Origin of the sequence: Pseudomonas putida (assembly GCF_009883635.2) — a bacterium.
Lineage (GTDB): Bacteria > Pseudomonadota > Gammaproteobacteria > Pseudomonadales > Pseudomonadaceae > Aquipseudomonas > Aquipseudomonas putida_W.
The window spans coordinates 4189070-4209253 of record NZ_CP026115.2 but is presented as its reverse complement, the minus strand read 5'-3'; the positions used below and the strand labels follow the sequence as shown (position 1 = coordinate 4209253).

Here is a 20184-nt window from a genome sequence, read left to right as displayed (position 1 = left end):
GGCTGATCGGCTATGCTTGCGCAGCGCAAGGGACGTGAAACCGGCTCGGGACTCATGGATATCAAGTTCACCAATCGCCTGTCATACAAGCAAGCCCGGTTGACAGTCCTGGTCGGCTTCATCCTGGGAACATTGCTCAGTCTCATCCAGATCGGCATCGATTATGCCAGCGAAGACGCATCCATCAACCGCGAAGTGCGGGCGTTGCTGCAAATCAGCCACAATCCGGCCTCGCGCATCGCCTACAACATCGATTCGGAGCTGGCCCTGGAGCTGACTCGCGGCCTGCTGCAGTCACCAGCCATCATCCGTGCGCGGCTGATCGACAACAACGACACCGTGCTGGCCGACGTCGAGCGCCCACGCCTGCACGATCGCTACCGGCTGTTGAGCGACTTCCTGTTCGGCGAGCAGCGCCAGTTCAAGGAGCGCCTGTTCCTCACCCACATGCCCGAGGAGTACCTCGGCACCCTGTACCTGGACGTCGACACCTACGCCTTTGGCAGCCGCTTCCTCGACCGTGCCGGGGTCACCCTGCTCAATGGCTTTGCCCGCAGCCTGGTGCTCACCGGCATTCTCCTGGCGCTGTTCCACAGGCTGCTGACCAAGCCGCTGGTGACGGTGATCGCCGCCCTCACCGGCCGCGACCCGCGCCAGCCGGGGCAAACCCGGGTGGACTGCCCGCCCGGCCACGAACTCGACGAGATCGGCGTGCTGGTCAGGGTCGCCAACCAGCAGTTCGTCAGCATGTCCACCGAGATCCAGCAGCGGCGTACTGCGGAAAACCGCCTGACCCAGTACCTCAACGAGCTGGAAGACATCGTCTCGGCCCGTACCGAAGAGCTCAAGGCCAGCAACAGCCGCCTCAGCCAGTCCAACCAGGAGCTGGAAGAGGCGCGCCAGCGTGCCCTCGACATGGCCCAGGCGCGTGCGGCCTTCCTGGCCAACATGAGCCACGAGATCCGCACCCCGCTCAACGGCATGCTCGGCATGATCGCCCTGGCCCTGGACAGCCCGCTGGCCGGTGAACAGCGCCAGCAGCTGTCGATCGCCCATGACTCGGGCAAGGTGCTGGTGGAATTGCTCAACGATATCCTCGACCTGTCCAAGTTCGATGCCGGGCAGCTGGAGCTGGAACGCATCCCGTTCGACATGGGCGCGATGGTCGAGGACACCGCCAACCTGCTGTCGCAGAACGCTGCGCAGAGCGTCGAGCTGACCTGCCTGATCGCCGACAACTTCCCAAGCTCGGTGCTCGGCGACCCGACGCGGGTGCGCCAGGTGGTCAGCAACCTGCTGTCCAACGCCCTCAAGTTCACCCGCTTCGGCCGCGTCGACGTGCGCCTGGTCACTATCGTCGGCGGCGTGCGCCTGGAAGTGCGCGACACCGGCATCGGCATTCCCGAAGCGGCCCAGGCGCGGATCTTCCAGCCGTTCACCCAGGCCGGCGCCGGCATCACCCGCCAGTACGGCGGCACCGGGCTGGGCCTGGCCCTGACCCGCAACCTGTGCAAGGCCATGCAGGGCCATCTGCACATCCAGTCCGAGCCTGGCTTTGGCAGCCGCTTCAGCGCCGAGCTGCCGCTGACCACCCACACCGAAGCCATGGCGCCAACCGCCCTGCAGGGCAAGGTGGTCGCCCTCAGCGACGCCGGCAGCGGCCTCAGCGAACTGCTGCAAGGCCTGCTGCCGGGCTGGGGGCTGGATTACCAGCGGCACGACAGCAACACAGCACTCGACAACAGCATCGACCTGCTGATCACCGACGACCTGGAGCAGCTGTTCCGGCTGCGCCCGGCCCTGAAGGCCCCGATCCTGCTGGTGACCGCCTATGGCAACTTCTTGCCCGGCGAGCAATCGGCGCAACTGGCGCCACTGCACCAGCTGGCCCGGCCACTGGCGCGCAACGCCCTGTACCAGACCCTGCGCCGCACCCTGCAGGGGCATGCCCCGGAGCACCCGCTGGCCACCCCGCTGCTCACCGCCGCCGACGGCCGCGCGCGCATCCTGCTGGTGGAGGACAACCCGGTGAACCAGCTGGTGGCCAAGGGCATGCTGGCCAAGCTCGGCTGCCAGGTGCAGGTGGCCACCCAGGGTGTCGAGGCCCTGGAATGGCTGGAGCGGGAAGACTTCGACCTGGTGCTGATGGACTGCAACATGCCGGTGATGGATGGCTACGAGGCCAGCCGGCGCATTCGCCAGAGCGGGCGCTGGCCTGAGCTGCCGATCGTCGCCCTGACCGCCAACGCCATGCCCGAGGAGCGCGAGCGCTGCCGCGCGGCGGGCATGAGCGACTACCTGGCCAAGCCGTTCCGCCGCGAAGAGCTACTGGCGCTGATCGACCACTGGGTGCCGCTCAGCGGCTGAGCAGGCGCTCGATGTCGGCTTCCAGCGCTTGCGGCTTGGTGGTCGGCGCGTAGCGGGTGACCTTGCCGCTGGCCGGGTCGACCAGGAACTTGGTGAAGTTCCATTTGATCTTCTGCGTGCCCAACAGGCCAGGGGCGCGCTGCTTGAGTTCGACGAACAGCGGGTGGGCGCCTGGGCCGTTGACCTCGATCTTGCGGAACAGCGGGAAACTCACGCCGAAATTGGCCTCGCAGAACTGCGCGATGTTCCGCGCATCACCCGGCTCCTGCTTGCCAAACTGGTTGCAAGGGAAGCCCAGCACCACCAGGCCGCGCTCGCGGTAGTCCCGCCACAACTGCTCAAGGCCCTTGTACTGCGGGGTGAAGCCGCACTGGCTGGCGGTGTTGACCACCAGCAGCGCCTTGCCGGCGAAGTCGCCGAGCTTTTTCTGCTCGCCGCCCAGGGTCACGCAGGGGATGTCCAGCATCGATCCGGCCATTTTCAGGCTCCGTCGCGGGGTTTGAAGTCCAGGCATACTGAGTTGATGCAGTAGCGCAGGCCAGTCGGTGGCGGGCCGTCGGGGAACACGTGGCCCAGGTGCGCGTCGCACTGGGCGCAGGTGACCTCGGTGCGGATCATGCCGTGGGAGGTGTCGCGGATTTCGATCATCGCGCTCTCTTCAATCGGCGCATAGAAGCTCGGCCAGCCGCAGCCGGAATCGAACTTGGTCTGCGAGTCGAACAGCGCCAGGTCACAGCAGATGCAGTGGTACACGCCGGCGCGGCGCTCGCTGTTGTACTTGCCGCTGAACGGCCGTTCGGTGCCCTTGAGGCGGCACACCTGATACTGGGCGGGATCGAGCATTTCGCGCCATTCTTCAAGTGTCTTGTCGATCTTTTGCATGTGGGGACCTCGGCAGGCTGAATTTCACCTCGCGCCGTCTTTTCCGTAACGCGGGTGGCACGTATATTAGTTGGCTTCGTGTGCAAGGCTTCCAGTCTGGCACCCGCTTCCTGCCCTTTCAAACCTTTCGAACGTTTCGCAGAGGGCCGCAGTGCGTATTCTCAATCGGGACCACATCATGCAGTTCAGCAAATCGAACAAGCTCGCCAATGTCTGCTACGACATTCGCGGCCCAGTGCTCAAGCACGCCAAACGCCTGGAAGAGGAAGGCCACCGCATCCTCAAGCTGAACATCGGCAACCCGGCGCCGTTTGGCTTCGAGGCGCCGGACGAAATCCTCCAGGATGTGATCCGCAACCTGCCCACCGCCCAGGGCTACAGCGATTCCAAGGGCCTGTTCAGCGCGCGCAAGGCAGTGATGCAGTACTGCCAGCAAAAGGAAATCGAAGGCGTCACCATCGAGGACATCTACCTCGGCAACGGTGTCTCCGAGCTGATCGTGATGTCCATGCAGGCGCTGCTGAACAACGGCGATGAAGTGCTGATCCCGGCCCCCGACTACCCGCTTTGGACCGCCGCGGTGAGCCTGGCCGGTGGCAAACCGGTGCACTACCTGTGCGACGAGCAGGCCGACTGGTTCCCGGACCTTGAAGACATCAAGGCCAAGATCACCCCGAACACCAAGGCCCTGGTGATCATCAACCCGAACAACCCGACGGGCGCGGTGTACTCCAGGGAGCTGCTGCTGGGCATGCTGGAACTGGCGCGCCAGCACAACCTGGTGGTGTTCTCCGACGAGATCTACGACAAGATCCTCTACGACGAAGCCGTGCACATCAGCACCGCCTCGCTGGCCCCGGACCTGCTGTGCCTGACCTTCAACGGCCTGTCCAAGTCGTACCGGGTGGCTGGCTTCCGTTCCGGCTGGCTGATCATCTCCGGGCCTAAGCACCACGCCCAGAGCTACATCGAAGGCATCGACATGCTGGCCAACATGCGCCTGTGCGCCAACGTGCCGGCCCAGCACGCCATCCAGACCGCCTTGGGCGGCTACCAGAGCATCAACGACCTGGTACTGCCGCCGGGCCGCCTGCTGGAGCAGCGCAACCGCACCTACGAGCTGCTCAACGAGATCCCGGGCGTCAGCTGCGTTAAGCCGATGGGCGCGCTGTATGCATTCCCGCGAATCGACCCGAAGGTCTGCCCGATTCTGAACGACGAGAAGTTCGCCCTCGACCTGCTGTTGTCGGAAAAGCTGCTGATCGTTCAGGGCACGGCGTTCAACTGGCCGTGGCCGGACCACTTCCGCGTGGTGACCTTGCCGCGGGTGGATGACCTTGAGGCGGCGATTGGCCGGATTGGCAACTTCCTGCGGACTTATTCGCAGTAAGGTTCGACGGGATTTTTGTGGCGTCTGTGAGATCGAGCGCCGCCCGCGCGGCGCATCGCGAGCTGCGCTCGCTCCTACGTTTGTTTCGGGCCAAATTCCTGTGGGATTTGCGCGCGAACACCTTGGCGCATGGCGCGATATCGCGTCTTACCAAGAAGGCGGACGCGCGGCGATACTGGCCAAAAACAAACGTAGGAGCGAGCGCAGCTCGCGATGCGCCGCGCGGGCGGCGCTCGATCTCACTGCCACCAAAAATCTCAAGGCATGAGCCTTTTCTTACATCCTGCAACGCTCTATCTCAAAGCCCGCGCAAATTCCTCTGCCATACTCCGCCGTACACAGTTTGAAATAGTCGCCCGATTGAATCCGTGCGGCCGGCACCTTATATACCCCGCAGTAAGCAACAACTCATCCGTCAGGAGAACGTAACAACCATGATGCGCATTCTGTTGTTTGTAGCCACCAACCTTGCGGTGGTGCTGGTTGCAAGCATTACCCTGAGCCTGTTCGGCTTCAACGGGTTCATGGCCGCCAACGGGGTTGACCTCAACCTCAGCAGCCTGCTGGTCTTCTGCGCCGTGTTCGGCTTCGCCGGCTCCCTGGTCTCGCTGTTCATCTCCAAGTGGATGGCGAAGATGACCACCGGCACCCAGATCATCAGCCAGCCGCGCACCCGCCACGAGCAGTGGCTGCTGCAAACGGTCGAAGAGCTGTCCCGCGAAGCGGGCATCAAAATGCCAGAGGTGGGCATTTTCCCGGCCTACGAGGCCAACGCCTTCGCCACTGGCTGGAACCGCAACGACGCGCTGGTAGCCGTATCCCAGGGCCTGCTGGAGCGCTTCTCGCCCGATGAAGTGCGCGCCGTGCTGGCCCACGAAATAGGCCACGTGGCCAACGGTGACATGGTCACCCTGGCGCTGGTGCAGGGCGTGGTGAACACCTTCGTGATGTTCTTCGCCCGCATCATCGGCAACTTCGTCGACAAAGTGATTTTCAAGAACGAAGAAGGCCAGGGCATTGCCTACTACGTGGCGACCATCGTCGCCGAGCTGATCCTCGGCATCCTCGCCAGCATGATCGTCATGTGGTTCTCGCGCCGCCGCGAGTACCGTGCCGACGAAGCCGGTGCGCAACTGGCCGGTACCGCTGCAATGATCGGCGCCCTGCAGCGCCTGCGCGTGGAACAAGGCCTGCCGGTGCACATGCCCGACACCATGAAGGCCTTCGGCATCAATGGCGGCCTCAAGCATGGCCTGGCCGGCCTGCTGATGAGCCACCCGCCGCTGGAAGACCGCATCGAGGCCCTGCGCCGCCGCGGTTGATGCAAACGGTAAAGAAAAGGGCGACTTCGGTCGCCCTTTTTGCTGATCAGAACGTTACCTGATACACCCGCTCCAGCACGCTCGCGACACCTGCCTGGAGGAATTTCGGGCTTTCTTCGATAACCTCCCGCTCATCCAGCACCTGCACCTTGCCCCCCGCATAGCCCTGGAGCACTTCGGCATCCGGCACCGAAAACGGCGGCCCGTCCAGCAGTTGCTGATCGTAATCCATGGTCAGGAGCAGCCCCTGACAGCCTGCTGGCAGCACCTTCGACAGGTGCGCCATGTAGCGTGCCCGCATCTGCGATGGCAAGGCAATCACCGCAGCACGGTCGTAGAGCCCTCTGCAATCAGCCACATCCTGCGCCTGCAAGGCAAAGAAATCGCCACACCAGATTTCCACATCAGCACTGCGCCAGACTTCGAAAGCCCCCTGCGTCGAGACCTGCGCCGTCAGCCCCTGCTCACGGAAAAAGTCCTCGACCGCCCGCCGCGACAGCTCCACACCCAGCACCCGGTGCCCCTGCCCTGCCAGCCAGGCCATGTCCAGGCTCTTGCCGCACAACGGCACCAGCACGCGCGTGCCCTCGGCTAGCGCCAGCCTGGGCCAGTGCGCCAGCAAGAAAGGGTTGACGTCCGTGCGGTGAAAACCGATCTGGTTATCTGCCCATCGCTTTTGCCAGAACGCTGGTTCCATGATCACTCCCGATTTTTAGATGGATTGAGGGTAAAACTTGGTTTGGATTTCGATCTGTACTTGATCGAAGATGATTGCATCTTAACCCCTCAGGACCCCACGTCATGCTGCCCAGCCTGTTCATTTCCCACGGTTCCCCCATGCTCGCCTTGCAACCCGGCGCCAGCGGGCCGGCATTGGCCGGGCTGGCCAACGCCCTGCCACGGCCGAAAGCGATCGTGGTGGTGTCAGCGCACTGGGAAAGCCGCGAGCTGCTGGTGACCAGCGGCGCGCAGCCGGAGACCTGGCACGACTTCTACGGCTTCCCGCCGGCGCTGTACGCAGTGCAGTACCCGGCGCCTGGCGAACCAGCCCTGGCCAGCCGAATCGCTGAACTGTTGCAGGCCCGCCTCGACCCGCAGCGACCGTTCGATCACGGCGCCTGGGTGCCGCTGTCGTTGATGTACCCGGATGCGGGCATTCCGCTGATACAGGTTTCGTTGCCCAGCCAGATGGGGCCAGGGTTGCAGGTCAAGATAGGCAAGGCGCTGGCTGGGTTGCGTGCTGAAGGCATTTTGCTGGTGGGGTCCGGCAGCATCACGCACAACCTGGGTGAACTGGACTGGCATGCCGGGCCGGATGTGATCGAGCCTTGGGCGCTGGCGTTCCGGGACTGGGTGGTGGAGCGGCTGAAAGCAGATGACCAGGCGGCGCTGCTGGATTACCGCAAACAGGCGCCGTTTGCAGCGCGCAACCATCCCAGTGATGAGCATTTCCTGCCGCTGTTCTTTGCCCTGGGGGCTGGGGACAGGTTCGGGATCGTGCACCAGGGCTTCACACTGGGGGCGCTGGGGATGGACATTTACCGGTTCGACTGAAGGGCCCTTTCGCGGGGCAAGCAAAAAAAATCCCCGACCTAGGCCGGGGATTTTTTCATTGCGTCAGGATCAATCTTCGCGGTAGCGGCGCAGCTTCAGCTGCTTGCCGGCCACACGAGTGTCCTTGAGCTTGGTCAGCAGCTTCTCCAGGCCATCTTCCGGCAGCTCGATCAGGCTGAAGCTGTCGCGCACCTGGATGCGGCCAATGGCGTCACGGGCCAGGCCACCTTCGTTGAGGATCGCGCCCAGCAGGTTCTTGGCGGCGATACCGTCACGGGCACCCAGGGCGGTACGGCAACGCACACGGCCTTCGGCCAGCGGCATTGGCGCACGACGCTCGCGGTCACCACCACGGTCGCCACGATCACCACGGTCGCTGCGCTCACCACGCTCGGTACGCTCGCCACGCGGGGCGAAGCTTGGCACCAGTGGCTGCTCGCGCTCTACGGCGGCCAGGTCCAGCGCTTGGCCGTTGGTGGCCTTGCGCAGCAGGGCCGAAGCCAGGGCACGCGCGCTGCAGCCGAGGTCGGCAGTCAGGCGGTCGAACAGTTCGCCATGGGTGGCTTCTGCTTCGGCAACCAGCGGCGCCAGGCTGTTGGTCAGCTTCTTGATGCGGGCGTCCAGTACAGCCTGGGCGTTCGGCAGACGGGCTTCGGCAACCTTCTGCCCGGTCACGCGCTCGATCACCTGCAGCATGCGGCGCTCACGCGGGGTGACCAGCAGCAGCGCACGGCCATCACGACCGGCACGGCCGGTACGGCCGATACGGTGCACGTAGGACTCAGGATCGTACGGCATGTCGACGTTGAACACGTGAGTGATGCGCGGTACGTCCAGACCACGGGCAGCGACGTCGGTGGCGACGACGATGTCCAGGCGGCCATCCTTCAGCGAGTCGATCACGCGCTCACGCTGGTTCTGGGCGATGTCGCCGTTCAGCGCAGCAGCCTTGTAGCCCTTGGCTTCCAGCGCGGCGGCCAGGTCCAGGGTGGCTTGCTTGGTGCGCACGAAGGCGATCAGCGCGTCGAACTCTTCGACTTCCAGCAGACGCAGAACAGCCGGGATCTTCTGGTCGGCGTGGACCATCAGGTGGGCCTGCTCGATCGCGGTAACGGTCTGGGTCTTGCTCTGGATCTTGACGTGCTTGGGCTCGCGCAGGTGGCGTTCGGCGATCGAGCGGATCGACGACGGCAGGGTTGCGGAGAACAGTACGGTCTGGCGGCTGGCCGGGATGGCATCGAAGATCACTTCGAGGTCGTCCATGAAGCCCAGCTTGAGCATTTCGTCGGCTTCGTCCAGTACCAGGTACTGCACGGTCGACAGGACTTTCTCGTCACGACGCAGGTGGTCGCACAGGCGGCCCGGGGTAGCGACGACGATTTGCGCGCCGTTGCGAATGGCACGCAGCTGTGGGCCCATCGGGGCACCACCGTAAACGGCCACCACGTTAACGCCTGGCATCTGCTTGGCGTAGGTTTCGAAAGCGGTGGCTACTTGCAGCGCCAACTCACGGGTTGGCGCCAGGATCAGGGCTTGCGGTTCGCGCTTGCTCACATCGATCTTGTTGAGGATCGGCAGGGCGAAGGCAGCGGTCTTGCCGGTGCCAGTCTGCGCCTGGCCGATCATGTCGTGACCGGCGAGGATGATCGGGATCGATTGTTGCTGAATGGCGGACGGCTCTTCGTAGCCGGTAGCCAGAACGGCAGCAACAATGTTCGGATTAAGATCGAGAGCGGCGAAGCCGCCGGTTTCCTGGGTCATGGGTCTGCCTCTAAGTGCATCCGCAAAGACCCATGCTGCAAAGCTGCACATGCCTTGAAAGACCGGAACGGTCACCCAGGCAGCTTTGTCGGCGGGGATTTGCGAAAACGATTGAAAAAGAAAACTTTGGGAAGGTCCGCCTAGCGGACGTGCAGCCGAAGCTGGACTCGGAGGATTTGCACCACCTGATTTTGAGGTCCGCTAAAAGACCGGCGCGTACTATACCCGAAATAATAGTGGGGAGTGAGTAAATTTTTCTGGCCGGTTAGCCAGTATCGAGCCATCAATCCGAGGCCGCTGAATCGTTTTTCTGTAACACCGCATCGCGCCCTTCGCGGGACAAGCCCGCTCCTACAGGCGCACCTCAACCTGTAGGAGCGGGCTTGCCCCGCGAAGCAGGCGACGCGGCCTCAAGTAGCAGGCCGAATCTCGCGGATCAATCCTTCCAGTCTATACCCCAGGCGTGGAGCCAGGGCCTCGGCCCGCGCCCGCAGGCCGTCGAGGTCCAGTTGCTGGTCCAGGTCCGCCGGCACCAGCAGGATCACATTGCCCTCCTTCACCGGCAGCTCCCAGTAATGCCGGTGGTACAACCCGCGCAACAGCGCCGCGCCCAGCGGCTTGCCGTCGTCGTTGGCCCACTGGTTGATCACCAGCCAGCCACCCGGGTTGAGTTTCTTCTGGCAGTTCTCGAGGAACTTCCACGCCAGGTGCCCGACGCCCGGCCCGTAGTCGGTATAGAGGTCGACGAACAGCAGGTCGGCCTGCTCTGCCGTGGGCAGCAACTCCAGGGCGTCGCCAATGCGAACGTACAGCCGCGGGTCATCGTCCAGCCCCATGTATTCCATGGCCAGGCGCGGCACGTCCGCACGCAGCTCGATGGCCTCGATGTCTTCCAGCGGCAGGAACTTCATGCAGGCCTGGGTCAGGGTGCCGGCGCCCAGGCCGAGAAACAGCGCACTCTCCGGCTGTTCGTGGCACAGCGCGCCGACCAGCATGGCGCGGGTGTAGTCGTACTCCAGCCAACTCGGGTCGGCGGTGAACACGCAGCTCTGCTCGATGGCATCGCCGAACTCGAGGAAGCGGTAATCCTCCACCTCGTACACGCTGATGACGCCAAAGGCATCCTCGACCCGGGCCAACAGCTTCTCTTCCCGCTCCGTCGCCATCTACCTGCCACCCGCCCGCGCAAAAACGCGCATTGTCCGTCAACGCCCCGGATGCAACAAGCTCGGCGCCGCTGTTACCATGGCAGGCAGCCTATAACAGACAAGACCGAGCCCGTGATGAACCGACCGTGGAGCCCCGACAGCTGGCGCGCCCTGCCGATCCAGCAGCAACCGACCTACCCCGACGCCGCGCACCTGCTCAAGGTCGAGCAGACCCTGGCCAGTTACCCGCCGCTGGTGTTCGCCGGCGAAGCGCGCGAGCTGCGCCGGCAGTTCGCCGAGGTCACCGAAGGCCGCGCCTTCCTGCTGCAGGGCGGCGACTGCGCCGAGAGCTTCGCCGAGTTCTCGGCGGCGAAGATCCGCGACACCTTCAAGGTGCTACTGCAGATGGCCATCGTAATGACCTTCGCCGCCGGCTGCCCGGTGGTGAAGGTCGGGCGCATGGCCGGGCAGTTCGCCAAGCCGCGTTCCTCGGGCGACGAAACCATCGGCAACGTCACTCTGCCGGCCTACCGCGGTGACATCGTCAACGGCATCGGTTTCGACGAAAAGAGCCGCGTGCCGGACCCGGAGCGCCTGCTGCAGGCCTACCACCAGGCCACCGCCAGCCTCAACCTGCTGCGCGCCTTCGCCCAGGGCGGTTTCGCCGACCTGCACCAGGTGCACAAGTGGAACCTCGACTTCATCGCCAACTCGGCGCTGGCCGACAAGTACCACCAGCTGGCCAACCGCATCGACGAAACCCTCGCCTTCATGCGCGCCTGCGGCCTGGACAGCGCGCCACAACTGCGCGAAACCAGCTTCTTCACGGCCCACGAAGCGCTGCTGCTCAACTATGAAGAAGCCTTCGTGCGCCAGGACAGCCTGACCGGCGACTACTACGACTGCTCGGCACACATGCTGTGGATCGGCGACCGCACCCGCCAGCTCGACGGCGCCCATGTCGAATTCCTGCGCGGCGTGCACAACCCGATCGGGGTCAAGGTCGGCCCGAGCATGAACCCCGAAGAGCTGATCCGCCTGATCGACACGCTCAACCCGGCCAACGACCCGGGCCGCCTCAACCTGATCGTGCGCATGGGCGCCGGCAAGGTCGGCGCGCACCTGCCTGGGCTGATCCGCACTGTCGAGCGCGAGGGGCGCAAGGTGCTGTGGAGCTCCGACCCGATGCACGGCAACACCATCAAGGCCAGCAGCGGCTACAAGACCCGCGACTTCGCGCAGATCCTCGACGAGGTGAAGCAGTTCTTCCAGGTGCACCAGGCCGAGGGCAGCCATGCTGGCGGTATCCATATCGAGATGACCGGGCAGAACGTCACCGAGTGCATCGGCGGCGCCCGGCCGATCACCGAGGACGCCCTGTCCGATCGCTACCACACCCACTGCGACCCACGCATGAACGCCGATCAGTCGCTGGAACTGGCTTTCCTGATCGCCGAAACCCTCAAGCAGGTGCGGCGCTGAGCAGGGCCTGACGCAACTGGCTGCCCTCTGCCCGAGGGCAGTTCAGTTGCACCCGCTGCAGGCCCAGCCACTGGGCCATGCGCAGCAGATTGCCCGCCAGGGCCTGATAGCCCTCCGCGTCCAACGCTATTGATTCTGCGTGCACGGCATGCACCGCCAGTTGGCCCTGGGCGCGCTCGGCGCGCAGGTCAAGGCGCGCGGCGATGCGTTCGCGGTAGAGGAACGGCAACACGTAGTAGCCATACACTCGCTTGTGCGCCGGGGTGTAGATCTCCAGGCGGTAGTGGAAATCGAACAGCCGCTCGGTGCGGTTGCGCTCCCAGACCAGCGAATCGAACGGCGACAGCAACGCGCTGGCCTCGATGCGCCGGGGGATGCGCGGTGAACCGGCGCAGTAGGCCAGCTGCTTCCAACCCTGTACCTCGACCGGCTGCAGGCGGCCATCGGCGACCAGCTCGTGCAGCGCCGCCCTGCCCTGGCCAGGCTCGAGGCGGAAGTAATCGCGCAGGTCGCGCTCGGTGGCCACGCCCAGGGCCGTGGCGGCGTGCAGCATCAGGCCTTGATGGGCTTCGGCTTCCCCCGGCAGCGCTTGGTCAAGGATCGCCTTGGGCAGGACCCTTTCCGGCACATCGTAGAGCCGCTCGAAACCGCGCCGCCCTGCCACCGTCACTTCACCGGCGGCGAACAGCCATTCCAGCGCGTGCTTTTCTTCGCTCCAGTCCCACCAAGGGCCGGCTCGCTCCTGCCGGGTAGACAAGCTGCCCGCGCCCAGTGCGCCCTGTTCGCGCACGGCGGCCAGCACGCGGGCGATCACGTCCTGGCGTTCGCGGCCGAACTGCGCGAGCTGGCGGTAAATGCCGCGGCCATCGGCGGCATGGGCCATGCGCCAGCGCAGCAGCGGGTAGAGGTTCAGGGGTAACAGCGAGGCTTCGTGGCCCCAGTATTCGAACAGCTGGCGCTGGCGGCCACGGCCCCAGGCGAGTTGATCGAGCATTTCTGACGGGTAGTCGCCAAGGCGCGAGAACAGCGGCAGGTAATGGGAGCGGACCACGGCGTTGACCGAGTCGATCTGCACCACGCCCAGGCGTTGCAGCATGCGTTTCAGTGCGGGCAGGGTCGGTGGGGCGTCAGGCTGCTTGCCGAATCCCTGGGCAGACAGGGCCAGGCGCCGGGCCTGGCTTATGGACAACTTGAGCGGCAAGCCTGATCTCCTTGTGGTGGGTCTACCGGCCTCATCGCGGCTAAAGCCGCTCCTACAGGCTACCGCGTCCCCTGTAGGAGCGGCTTTAGCCGCGATGAGGCCGGTAGACCCACCGACAAACTTAGCTCATTTACGCAGCGGATCATCCCAGAAATGCCGCTCGGCCTCTTGCTGGATATCCGCCCGGCTCAAGCCCAGGTCATGCAGGGTCGCATCACTCAGGCTGGCCAGTTCCTGGCGCTGGCGGTACAGCTGCAGCCACCGGGCCGGGCGGCCCAGGGCCACATGCCACAGGTGGTTCAAGGAAAAGGCAGGTTGCTGGATGCTGCTGACATGACCTTTCATCGTGAAGCCCTCCGTGTTGATGGCTCCAGTCTCTGCCCAGGCTTAAGATCAATCCAACGAATGTTTCTGATGCCATGCATCTCGGAGATTGATGCAATGTCCCAGTACCAGAGCCTCGATGCCGACGTGCTGCGCACCTTCGTCGCCATCGCCGAGCAAGGCGGCTTCACCCGCGCAGGCGAAGTGGTCAACCGCACCCAGTCAGCGGTGAGCATGCAGATGAAACGCCTGGAGGAAGACATCCTGCAGCGCCAGCTGTTCGAGCGCGACGGCCGCCAGGTCCGGCTTACCGCCGAGGGCCAGGTGCTGCTTGGCTATGCCCGGCGCATCCTCAAGCTGCATGGCGAGGTGTTCAACACCCTGCGCATGCCGCACATGGTCGGGCTGGTGCGCATCGGCACGCCGGATGACTACGCCATGCGCTTTCTGCCGACCATCCTCTCCAGCTTCGCCCAGGCCTACCCACTGGTGCAGGTGGAGGTGCATTGCGACTCGTCCAAGCAACTGATGCTGCGCCAGGACCTGGACCTGACCATTGTCACCCGCGAGCCGGGCAACGAGGTGGGCCAGCTGCTGCGCCAGGAGCGCCTGGTGTGGGCAGCGGCTGAAGGCTTCTGCCCGCAGGAGCAGCGCCCGATGCCGTTGGCGTTGTTCAACACCGACTGCTTCTGCCGCGCCTGGACCTGCAATGCCCTGGAGGCCCAGGGCATCGACTACCGCATCGCCTACACCAGCCCCAGCCTGGCGGCGATCTTTGCCATCGTCACCGCCGGGCTGGCGGTGACAGCGCAGTTGCAGAGCCTGGTCGGTGGCAACATCCGCATCCTCGGCGAGCACGATGGGTTGCCGCAGTTACCACTGGCAAACGTGATGCTGCTGCGCAACAGCCAGGGCCAGTCGCCGATCACCGACTGCATGGCCGACTACATCGTCGAAGGGTTCCTGTGACGCTTACAGCTCGAAGCCCAGCATCACCGCGCACACCACCAGGAACACACAGAACATCGCCCGCAATACTTTTTCTGGCAGTGCATGGGCCAGTTTCACCCCCCAGCTGATGCTCAGCAGCCCACCGACCGCCAATGGAATGCCCACGCTCCAGTCCACGCTGTGGTGCACCCCATAGGTCACCAGGGTCACCAAGGTACTCGGCGCCGCCAGCGCCAGCGACAATCCCTGGGCCACCACCTGGGTGGTGCCGAACACACTGGTCAGGATCGGCGTGGCCACCACCGCCCCACCCACGCCGAACAGGCCGCCCATGGTCCCGGCAAAACTGCCCAGCACGCCTAACCAGGGCCAGGCATAGCGCAGCTCGGCACTGGGCGGCGAGACCTTGAGGAACATCCGCGCCACGTTCCAGATCGCCAGCGCCACCAGAAAGCCAACAAAACCCAGGCGCATCGAGTGGGCATCGATACCCACCGCCCAGATCGACCCCAGCCAGGCGAACAGGAAGCTGCACAGCGACAGCGGCACGGCATGGCGCAGCTCGATGCGGTTGCGCTGGTGATAGCGCCACAGCGCCAGCAGCACGTTCGGCACCACCATCACCAAGGCAGTGCCCTGGGCCAACTGCTGATCGAGACCGAACAGCACGCCCAATGCCGGGATGGCGATCAGGCCGCCGCCAATACCGAACAACCCACCCATGGTGCCCAGGCCGGCACCCAGCACGATATACAACAACCACTCGATCATCAGGGCCTCATCCGCCTGTGTTTGGAATGCCAGCATGCTAACGATTGCGCTCTGGCGGGGAAACGCATAGCAACGCACAATGGCTGTGCGTTTCTTGCACAAGCGGAATGATCATGAGCCCTGATACCCTGACTGACCAGCTGAGCCTGTTTCTCGATGTACTGGAGAGCGGCAGTTTCTCCGCCGCCGCCCGCCGCCATCCACTTACTCCGTCCGCCGTGGCCCGGCGCATCGACAACCTGGAAAGCGCCGTGGGCAGCCGCCTGTTCACCCGCAGCACCCATGCCGTACGCGCCACCCCGGCGGGCAACGCCTTCGCCGAGCGCGCCCGGCGCATTATTGAGGAACTGCGCCTGGCCCGTGCCGAGGCGGTATCGTTGAGCAATGCCCCCGAGGGGCTGATCCGCATCGACGCCCCGGCCGCCTTCGGCCGCCGTCACCTGGCGCCAGCAATCGCCGACTTCCTGGTGGCCTATCCGGGCCTGGATGTGCAATTGCGCTTGATCGACAGTTTCGTCGACCTGCATGGCAGCCATCTGGGCGAGGTCGACCTGGTACTGCGCGCCGGCCCCCTGGCCGACACCCGCCTGGTCGCCACCAAGCTGGCACACATGGTACGCATCGCCTGCGCCAGCCCTGCCTACCTGGCCAGCCGCGGCATGCCCAGCTGCCCCAGCGAATTGCCCAGCCACGACGGCCTCGACTGGGACGGCCTGGCACCGCCGTTCGCCTGGCGCTTCGCGGTCGACGGGCAGATGCGCCTGTACCGCCCGGCGCGCATGCGCATGGCCGCCAACAACGCCGAGACCCTGTTGTTCGGCGCCCTCGCCGGCCTCGGCATCGCCCACTTGCCGACCTGGCTGATCAGCGACTACCTGCTGCGCGGCGAACTGCTGCCGCTGTTCTGCGACAACGGCCTGCCTGAAGCCGAAACCAGTGGCATTTATGCACTGCGCCTTGAACATGAAACGAACTCTCGCAGCCGTTTGCTGCTCGAATTCCTCAAGAGCCGCTTCAGCCCGGTTCCCCCCTGGGACCTGGCACTGCGCAGTGAACTGCGCTGGCAGTAAGCGCCCCAACCTTCAGCGTGCTAGATTTCTCCATTGATGACATTCAAGGACCTGCATGAACGCCAACACCCAAGCTTCCTGTGACGAGCTGCTGCTGGACAACCAGGTCTGCTTCGCCCTGCACTCCACCTCGTTGCTGATGACCAAGGTCTACAAGCCCCTGCTGCAAGCGCTGGGCCTGACCTACCCGCAGTACCTGGCCATGCTCGTGCTGTGGGAGCAGGACGGCCTGACCGTAGGCGAAATCAGCCAGCACCTGCTGACCGACCCCGGCTCGCTCACACCCCTGCTCAAGCGCCTGGAGAGCGAAGGCCTGCTGCAGCGCAACCGCAGCCGCGAGGATGAGCGGGTGGTACTGGTGCAGCTCACCGACAAAGGCCGCGCCTTGCAGCAACAGGCCCGGGAAGTGCCGCAGTGCATCCTCAAGGCCAGCGGCCGCAGCCTCGAACGCCTGCAACAGCTGCAGGCTGACCTGCTGGAGCTGCGCGACAGCCTGCAAAAAAACCTCTGACAGCTACGCTGTGTGATGCCCGTTCGGATGAGCGGTGAAGATTTATCTTGCGCGCTAACTAATTGCGCGCTAATTTAAGTCCCGTACCCACCCGACGCCACCTGATGACCAGGGGCGCACAGCACACTAGTGAGGCTCAAGATGCAAAAGGTCACTCCGCTGTACATCGCAGAAGCCACCTCCACCGGCGGTCGCGACGGCAAATCCCGCTCCAGCGACGGCAAGCTGGAAGTCAAGCTGAGCACTCCCAAGGAACTCGGCGGCGCCGGTGGTGACGGCACCAACCCTGAGCAGATGTTCGCCGCCGGCTACTCGGCCTGCTTCATCGGCGCCCTGAAGTTCGTGGCCGGCCAGGAGAAAAAAGCCCTGCCTGCGGATGCCTCGATCACCGCCAACGTCGGTATCGGGCAGATTCCTGGTGGTTTCGGCCTGGACATCGACCTGCACATCAACCTGCCAGGCCTGGCCCAGGCAGATGCCGAAGGGCTGGTGGAAAAGGCCCACAAGGTGTGCCCATACTCCAACGCCACCCGCGGCAATGTGGATGTGCGTTTGCATGTGACCGTGTAGATCACAGGCGTAAAAAAACCCGGCCAAGGCCGGGTTTTTGCGTTTCGCAAGAAGGATTACTTCTTGGAGCGGCCTTTGAAGCTGTTGTCGCGAGTGTCGATGTCGATCCACTCGTCGATCTGGATGAAGTCGGCAACCGAGATCTCGGTACCGTTCTTCAGCTTGGCAGGCTTCATGACCTTGCCCGAGGTGTCGCCGCGAGCAGCGTTCTCGGTGTAGACAACCTGACGGCTGATGGTGGTCGGCAGTTCAACCGATACCAGACGGCCTTCGAAGAACACGGCTTCGCAGACGTCTTCCATGCCTTCTTCGATGTACGGCAGAACGGCTTCGATGTCCTCGGCGTTCAGCTCGTACATAGTGTAGTCGGTGGTGTCCATGAAGGTGTATTCATCACCGTTGATGAACGACAGGGTCGCTTCTTTGCGATCCAGGATCACGTCGTCCAGCTTGTCGTCTGCACCGTAGACGGTTTCGGTCTTGTAGCCGGTCAGCAGGTTTTTCAGCTTGGTTTTCATGATCGCGCTGTTGCGACCCGACTTGGTGAACTCGGCTTTCTGAACCAGCCACGGGTCGTTGTCGATCCGCAGTACGGTACCGGGTTTCAGTTCTTTACCAGTTTTCATTACGAAGTATCCGAATCTGGATGGATTTATAAAAATCGAGGCCGCATATCATAGCCAATTTCGGTAAAACTGTACCAGCGCCTTGGCAAGGTCCGGCCGAGCGGCCTGACTCACGGCCCAATCAACAGCGTGCTGCTGCAGTTCCGCCCAATGTTTGCGGGCGCCTTGCCAGGCCGCGTGCATGTCGCGGTCCATGTTCCAGGCACGCCACAATGCCATCAGCGCCTCGTCGGCAGCGTCCGACAAGCCCTGTCGATAATGCGCGAGGAAGGCTTCGAGTTTTTCCCAGTGGGCATTTTCGTCCTGCACATAGATGTGCCACAGCATCGGCCGGCCGGCCCATTGGGCGCGCACGAACGAATCTTCCCCCCGCACCGCGTTGAAATCGCAGCTCCACAGCAGGCGGTCATAATCGTCCTGGCTGACGAACGGCAGAACTTGCACGGTCAACGTGCCGCGCTGGTGCACATCGCCGGGCTGCAACTGTTGCTCACCCAGCCAGGCGCCCAGGTCACCGAGAATGCGCCCTTGCGGGACCAGCAGGTGAACCGGCTCGGCATCCTCGGCCAGCGCATCGAGCCAACGGCCCAGCTGCCCGTTTTCATAGGCGAACAGCGACATCAGCAGTGCACTGGGCTGCACTTGCACGCCCAGGCCCTGGAGGAATGCCAAACGCGCTTCGGCCGACTGCTCGAAGGCCTGCCGGCGCGGCAGCAGGCTGGCCTCGCGCAACAGCCCGCCGGTCTTGTCGGTGAAGCCCGGGAAGAAAAACACTTTGCGCAGGCCATTGGGTTGTGGCGATGGCAAGCCATGGCAGCCTTCGACCCAGTCCTCGGCGCTGAGGTATTCGAGGTTCAGCCACAGCACCGGCGCCGTGCGTGCGCGCATCGCTTCGACGTAAGCTGGCGGCAACTGGCAGGCAAACGCACCAATTACCACGTCGGCAGGCTCTGCGGGCTGCCAGTCGGCAGGCCACAAACGCACGTCGACGCCTTGCTGCCATTGCTGCGCGGCACTGGCATCGGCACCGGGGCACAGCGGCACGAAGGCATTCAGGTCGTCCACCCACAGGCGCACCGCCAGGTCGTGCTCGGCCACCAGCTGCCGGGCCAGGCGCCAGGTCACGCCGATATCGCCATAGTTGTCGACGACGCTGCAGAAAATGTCCCAGGTGGTTTTCATGTGCCCTGCCTCGCCCTGCGCAAAAACCGCGAATTCTGCGGATAAATTGTCGCCGACAAAAGCATCGCACGGAAAAAAGCGCCAGCGCCATGCGACAATGGCCCCTTCGCCCGCCCTGCCAGGAGGCCGCCATGCCCCGCCACCGTGAACTGAAGATCACCCTCAAACCGCTGCAACTGATTTTCTGCGTGGCCTTTGGCCTGTGGCTCGGCGCCGTGGCGATCGCCCTGAGCCTGTGGCTGGCCCTGCAGCTGTGGCCAGAACAGGTGGAACCCGTGGCCCAGGCAGTGGCACCTGCCTACAGCAAGCCGGCGCCGGCAGCGACACCCGCTCAGCCGGTGGACGCGCAAAGCGAGATGTTCGAGCGCTACAAGGACATCCTGCACAAGCAGGAAGTGCAGCAGGCCGCCGAGGCCGCCCAAGGCAACCCGCGCAACCTCAACAGCCCCAAGTGCCAGTTCTGGCTGTCGCAGAACCGCAACGCGCCAACCGACAAGAGTCAGGCCAACGTACTGGAGTTCTGCTACTGACCATGGACAAGGCCACACTGCTCACGCGCATCGTCGCGGCCCTGGAAACCGACATGGAGGTGTTGCGCCGTGCAGCGCAGACCGCCTACGAGGCGGCTACTGCCGAAGAGAACATCGCCGAGAACAAGTACGACACGCTGGGGCTCGAGGCGTCGTATCTGGCCACCGGGCAGGCGCGGCGCACGGCCGAGATTCGCCAGGCGTTGCTGACTTACCAGCAGTTGCTGCTGCGCGAGTATGACCCGGCGCGAGGGGTGCAGGTGAGCAATCTGGTGACTTTGGAGGATGAGGATGGAGTGCAGCGCTTGCTGTTCCTTGGGCCTGAGGCCGCAGGGTTGAAAATTGGCGAAGAGGATGAGTTGGTGACTGTGATTACCCCGCGTTCGCCATTAGGACAGCAACTGGTGGGCAAAAAAGTCGATGACGAAGTAAGCCTTGGCACGCAGCTCTTCTACATCATCCATGTTGCCTGACAGGGCCCCTTCGCGGGGCAAGCCCGCTCCCACAGGTTTTCCGCAATTCTGGACATTATGCGTTACCTG

At 64.0% G+C, this 20184-nt stretch carries 20 protein-coding genes and 1 pseudogene; 11 read left to right on the top strand and 10 right to left on the bottom strand.

The window, feature by feature from the left end:
* Positions 1-12 precede the first annotated feature (12 nt).
* Positions 13-2367, top strand: a complete 2355-nt coding sequence (locus tag C2H86_RS19210; RefSeq protein ID WP_159409375.1) for a hybrid sensor histidine kinase/response regulator — start codon at positions 13-15, stop codon at positions 2365-2367.
* Here the strand turns inward: C2H86_RS19210 and C2H86_RS19205 are convergent.
* Together C2H86_RS19205 and msrB are read right to left on the bottom strand one after the other, a co-directional pair.
* On the bottom strand, positions 2357-2845 hold the full coding sequence (locus tag C2H86_RS19205) for a glutathione peroxidase (RefSeq protein WP_159409374.1): 489 nt from the start codon (positions 2843-2845) through the stop codon (positions 2357-2359). The two genes, C2H86_RS19210 and C2H86_RS19205, sit on opposite strands and share 11 nt — an antisense overlap.
* Positions 2846-2847: 2 nt before the next feature.
* On the bottom strand, positions 2848-3249 hold the full coding sequence (gene msrB / locus C2H86_RS19200; RefSeq protein WP_159409373.1) for a peptide-methionine (R)-S-oxide reductase MsrB: 402 nt from the start codon (positions 3247-3249) through the stop codon (positions 2848-2850).
* Positions 3250-3427: 178 nt separating this feature from the next.
* Between msrB and C2H86_RS19195 the strand changes: the two genes are divergently transcribed.
* Positions 3428-4639: a pyridoxal phosphate-dependent aminotransferase gene (locus tag C2H86_RS19195; protein WP_019472411.1), complete on the top strand. Its 1212-nt coding sequence runs from the start codon at positions 3428-3430 to the stop codon at positions 4637-4639.
* A gap of 434 nt (positions 4640-5073) precedes the next feature.
* On the top strand, positions 5074-5961 hold the full coding sequence (gene htpX / locus C2H86_RS19190; RefSeq protein WP_003259721.1) for a protease HtpX: 888 nt from the start codon (positions 5074-5076) through the stop codon (positions 5959-5961).
* 46 nt (positions 5962-6007) lie between these two features.
* Here the strand turns inward: htpX and C2H86_RS19185 are convergent, their stop codons facing one another.
* On the bottom strand, positions 6008-6658 hold the full coding sequence (locus tag C2H86_RS19185; protein ID WP_159409372.1) for a thiopurine S-methyltransferase: 651 nt from the start codon (positions 6656-6658) through the stop codon (positions 6008-6010).
* A 104-nt stretch (positions 6659-6762) separates the two neighbouring features.
* Here C2H86_RS19185 and C2H86_RS19180 point away from each other — a divergent pair, with 104 nt between their 5' ends.
* Positions 6763-7515 carry a DODA-type extradiol aromatic ring-opening family dioxygenase gene (locus C2H86_RS19180; RefSeq protein ID WP_159409371.1) on the top strand — a complete coding sequence of 251 codons (753 nt, stop codon included), beginning with the start codon at positions 6763-6765 and terminating at the stop codon, positions 7513-7515.
* Between the two features lie 69 nt (positions 7516-7584).
* Here C2H86_RS19180 and C2H86_RS19175 read toward each other — a convergent pair.
* Together C2H86_RS19175 and C2H86_RS19170 are read right to left on the bottom strand one after the other, a co-directional pair.
* Positions 7585-9310, bottom strand: a pseudogene (locus C2H86_RS19175) (DEAD/DEAH box helicase).
* A 376-nt stretch (positions 9311-9686) separates the two neighbouring features.
* Positions 9687-10442, bottom strand: a complete 756-nt coding sequence (locus tag C2H86_RS19170; protein WP_159409369.1) for a spermidine synthase — start codon at positions 10440-10442, stop codon at positions 9687-9689.
* A gap of 117 nt (positions 10443-10559) precedes the next feature.
* On the opposite strand from C2H86_RS19170, the gene C2H86_RS19165 reads away from it, so the two are divergent.
* Positions 10560-11906, top strand: a complete 1347-nt coding sequence (locus tag C2H86_RS19165; RefSeq protein ID WP_079227016.1) for a class II 3-deoxy-7-phosphoheptulonate synthase — start codon at positions 10560-10562, stop codon at positions 11904-11906.
* Here C2H86_RS19165 and C2H86_RS19160 read toward each other — a convergent pair.
* Together C2H86_RS19160 and C2H86_RS19155 are read right to left on the bottom strand one after the other, a co-directional pair.
* Complete coding sequence (locus tag C2H86_RS19160) at positions 11887-13107, bottom strand: winged helix-turn-helix domain-containing protein (protein ID WP_159409368.1); 1221 nt, start codon at positions 13105-13107, stop codon at positions 11887-11889. The two genes, C2H86_RS19165 and C2H86_RS19160, sit on opposite strands and share 20 nt — an antisense overlap.
* A gap of 126 nt (positions 13108-13233) precedes the next feature.
* A complete protein-coding gene (locus tag C2H86_RS19155) occupies positions 13234-13452 on the bottom strand; it encodes a DUF1127 domain-containing protein (RefSeq protein WP_159409367.1) in 219 nt (72 codons plus the stop codon).
* 96 nt (positions 13453-13548) lie between these two features.
* Here C2H86_RS19155 and C2H86_RS19150 point away from each other — a divergent pair, with 96 nt between their 5' ends.
* Positions 13549-14400 carry a LysR substrate-binding domain-containing protein gene (locus C2H86_RS19150; RefSeq protein WP_159409366.1) on the top strand — a complete coding sequence of 284 codons (852 nt, stop codon included), beginning with the start codon at positions 13549-13551 and terminating at the stop codon, positions 14398-14400.
* 3 nt (positions 14401-14403) lie between these two features.
* Here the strand turns inward: C2H86_RS19150 and C2H86_RS19145 are convergent, their stop codons facing one another.
* On the bottom strand, positions 14404-15153 hold the full coding sequence (locus C2H86_RS19145) for a sulfite exporter TauE/SafE family protein (protein ID WP_152958053.1): 750 nt from the start codon (positions 15151-15153) through the stop codon (positions 14404-14406).
* Positions 15154-15266: 113 nt separating this feature from the next.
* Between C2H86_RS19145 and C2H86_RS19140 the strand changes: the two genes are divergently transcribed.
* The 3 genes from C2H86_RS19140 to C2H86_RS19130 all read left to right on the top strand — a co-directional run bounded on the left by C2H86_RS19140 (position 15267) and on the right by C2H86_RS19130 (position 17304).
* Positions 15267-16223: a LysR family transcriptional regulator gene (locus tag C2H86_RS19140; protein WP_159409365.1), complete on the top strand. Its 957-nt coding sequence runs from the start codon at positions 15267-15269 to the stop codon at positions 16221-16223.
* Between the two features lie 55 nt (positions 16224-16278).
* Positions 16279-16734 (top strand): MarR family winged helix-turn-helix transcriptional regulator, encoded by a 456-nt coding sequence (locus tag C2H86_RS19135; RefSeq protein ID WP_027919493.1) that lies wholly within the window; start codon positions 16279-16281, stop codon positions 16732-16734.
* Between the two features lie 141 nt (positions 16735-16875).
* Positions 16876-17304: an organic hydroperoxide resistance protein gene (locus C2H86_RS19130; protein WP_027596038.1), complete on the top strand. Its 429-nt coding sequence runs from the start codon at positions 16876-16878 to the stop codon at positions 17302-17304.
* A gap of 56 nt (positions 17305-17360) precedes the next feature.
* Here the strand turns inward: C2H86_RS19130 and efp are convergent, their stop codons facing one another.
* Complete coding sequence (gene efp / locus C2H86_RS19125; protein WP_013971530.1) at positions 17361-17930, bottom strand: elongation factor P; 570 nt, start codon at positions 17928-17930, stop codon at positions 17361-17363.
* A gap of 48 nt (positions 17931-17978) precedes the next feature.
* Entirely contained in the window at positions 17979-19112 is a 1134-nt protein-coding gene (gene earP, locus C2H86_RS19120) for an elongation factor P maturation arginine rhamnosyltransferase EarP (RefSeq protein ID WP_159409364.1), read from the bottom strand.
* Between the two features lie 131 nt (positions 19113-19243).
* Here earP and C2H86_RS19115 point away from each other — a divergent pair, with 131 nt between their 5' ends.
* A complete protein-coding gene (locus C2H86_RS19115) occupies positions 19244-19642 on the top strand; it encodes a hypothetical protein (protein WP_159409363.1) in 399 nt (132 codons plus the stop codon).
* Positions 19643-19644: 2 nt separating this feature from the next.
* Positions 19645-20115, top strand: coding sequence for a GreA/GreB family elongation factor (locus C2H86_RS19110; RefSeq protein WP_159409362.1), 471 nt, complete (start codon positions 19645-19647; stop codon positions 20113-20115).
* The last annotated feature ends 69 nt before the right edge of the window (positions 20116-20184 follow it).